The organism is Actinocrinis sp., assembly GCF_035946395.1.
Taxonomy (GTDB): domain Bacteria; phylum Actinomycetota; class Actinomycetes; order Streptomycetales; family Catenulisporaceae; genus Actinocrinis.
Window position 1 is genome coordinate 1 of the sequence record NZ_DASYZI010000081.1, and the last position, 2,623, is coordinate 2,623.

At 67.7% G+C, this 2,623-nt stretch carries 2 protein-coding genes and 1 pseudogene; 1 reads left to right on the forward strand and 2 read right to left on the reverse strand.

From position 1 onward, the window contains the following. The first annotated feature begins 142 nt into the window (after positions 1 to 142). Positions 143 to 1,009: a hypothetical protein gene (locus tag VGS97_RS05605; protein ID WP_326852135.1), complete on the forward strand. Its 867-nt coding sequence runs from the start codon at positions 143 to 145 to the stop codon at positions 1,007 to 1,009. Positions 1,010 to 1,015: 6 nt separating this feature from the next. Here the strand turns inward: VGS97_RS05605 and VGS97_RS05610 are convergent, their stop codons facing one another. Further along, positions 1,016 to 2,167 carry an NADH-quinone oxidoreductase subunit D gene (locus VGS97_RS05610; RefSeq protein ID WP_326852136.1) on the reverse strand — a complete coding sequence of 384 codons (1,152 nt, stop codon included), beginning with the start codon at positions 2,165 to 2,167 and terminating at the stop codon, positions 1,016 to 1,018. A 174-nt stretch (positions 2,168 to 2,341) separates the two neighbouring features. After that, positions 2,342 to 2,623, reverse strand: a pseudogene (locus VGS97_RS05615) (hypothetical protein); the annotation flags it as partial.

Below are 2,623 nucleotides of genomic sequence, written 5' to 3' on the forward strand. Positions count from 1 at the left end.
CCCATCGTCTGACGATGCATTAGGCAGTCTTGACTTTTCAATCTGCAAACAACTATTCCGTAGATTGCGACACAACCTCTAGAGTTTTGTTATGCGTCATCGGCAGACTGCGGGGGCGGGTCCGTCGGGAGCCCGGTCGAGCGTGGTGGTACTTCTTCTGACCACGGCGGGCGGGGGCCTGACCGCGATACTCGGGCAGCCCGCTGGAGCGTGGGCCGGTTACGGCGCCGCGACGGTCGCAGCACTCATCGGTTGCGGGACGCTCTGGCAGCAGCGGGGGCTGCTTGACCAGCACACCGAGGAGATCGCCCGCAGCGGGCGTGCGGACCTGGACGAGGCGGAAGCCGCCGTGAACCGGCAGCACGCCGAACTTGAGCGGGCGCACGCCGAACTCGAACATGAGCGGCAGTACTCGATCCTGATCCAGGATCAGCTCTTCCGCGCGCGCGAACTGCTGGAGCGGGAACGCACCGCGCGTCGCGCCGCCGAACGGGAGTTGGACGCGTTCACCGGTGCGACCGGCTGGCCGACGAACAAGTCGCCCGTGACGTTGACCCTCGAACAGCCGCTCGACGGTAGGAAGAGCGCCGCGAAGGCGCGGGAGACCGGCGTGCCGGGCAAGCAGGCGCCTGTCGAGGAGCCGCAGACAGCTGCTCGCCCTGCTCGGCCCACCGACAGCGGATCGAGCGCGGCCGAGCCTGTCGCACCGTCCCTGTCTGGACCGGCACTGTCCGGGTCGACGGCGTCCGGGTCGACGGCGGCACAGCGTCGCGGCTGGCAGGTCGTGGAGGGACGCAGTGAGGACGATACGGACTCGCTCACCGGCGAGACCGACCGGCTTTATCGGCCGTTCATCGATCATCTGGCTGCGGCGGCGGTCCCTGTGTCGGACGCCGCGCTCGCGATGGCCCCGGTGATAGGCACGGTCGCTTCCGATGACATCCTCGACCTGACCGCGTACGACGAGACCGTCGAGTTCTCCGTGCGAGAGATCAGGCGAATGGCCTGATCGGCGTTACTTGTCGATGTCTCCGACCACGAAGAACGTCGAGCCGAGGATCGCCACCATGTCCGCGACGAGATGCCCCGGCAGCAGCTCGCGGAGCACCTGGACGTTGTTGAACGAGGCCGAGCGCAGCTTCAGCCGCCAGGGCGTCTTCTCGCCGCGTGACACGAGGTAGTACCCGTTGATGCCGAGCGGGTTCTCGGTCCAGGTGTAGATCTCGCCTTCGGGCACCTTGAGCACCTTCGGCAGCCGCAGGTTGATCGGGCCCTGCGGCAGTACGGCGAGCCGGTCCGCGCAGGCCTCGGCCAGATCGAGCGACACCTTGGTCTGTTCGAGCAGGCAGTCGAACCGGCTGAAGCAGTCCCCGGTCCGCCGGGTGACGACGCGCAGCACGTCGCCGAGCTCGCCGTACGCCAGGTACGGGTCGTCGCGGCGCAGGTCGAAGTCCACGCCGGCGGCCCGCGCGATCGGCCCGGACAGGCCGTAGGAGGCCACCTGCTCCGGCGTGATCACGCCGACGCCCTCGGTGCGTGCCCGGAAGATCTCGTTGCCATGGATCAGGTTCTCGATGTCCGCAAGCCGCCTGCGCACCGCGTGGATGGTGCGCCGGGCCCGGTCCAGCCAGCCTGCGGGCAGGTCCTCCTTGAGCCCGCCGACCCGGTTGAACATGAAGTGCATCCGGCCGCCGGAGATCTCCTCCATCACCCGCTGCAAGTCCTCCCGTTCCCGGAAGGCGTAGAAGATCGGGGTGATCGCACCCAGCTCCAGCGGGTACGAGCCGAGGAACATCAGGTGGCTGAGCACCCGGTTCAGCTCGGCGAGCATCGTGCGCGCCCACGCCGCGCGCACCGGCAGCTCCATGCCCAGCATCCGCTCCGCAGCCAGGACCACGCCGAGCTCGTTGCAGAACGCGGAGAGCCAGTCGTGCCGGTTGGCGAGCACCACGATCTGCCGGTAGTCGCGAACCTCGAACAGCTTCTCCGCGCCCCGGTGCATGTAGCCGATGATCGGCTCGGCCGAGACGATCCGCTCGCCGTCCAGCACGAGGCGCAGCCGGAGCACGCCGTGGGTCGACGGATGTTGCGGACCGATGTTGAGGATCATGTCCTCAGTCGCCAGTCCGGCGCCTATCCCCGCCGTGCGCTCCACAAGCTGTCCCATGACTGGTAAGTCTCTCACTCTCGGGGATCAGCAGACTAAGAGCGGCCGCACCGCCGACGTATCCAGACAACCGTTCTCGACACCGCTTCCTTGGCAGCGCAGTGATGATCGACATGATGGGGAACCGTTCAAGCACATCCAGGGGTGGGGCTTCACCATCGCGCGGTTGACCGACTATGCGTGACCGGTTGACTGACGGCGCGTGATCTGAGCGAGTGACGGCGGCATCGGCGCCGAGATGCCCTGCGCCAGCCATCCGAAGCCGCCAAGGCCATCCGCGTCGGTGAGCTCGGCGGCAGCGGATGCCTGAGCCAGCGCACGCAGGTAGCCGCGTGGGTCACTCGACGCCAGCGAGAGCGCGGGTCGGGCGCCGGTTATCCCCAGGCTGTGGAAAACCGTCCGCTGATCGCTCTGCACGGTCCACTCGGCACGTGTCGCAGCTGCGCACGCGTCAAG

Coding starts and splice junctions, on each gene's coding strand:
- VGS97_RS05610 (WP_326852136.1), bottom strand. CDS start 2,167: ATGGGACAGCTTGTGGAGCGCACGGCGGGGATAGGCGCCGGACTGGCG.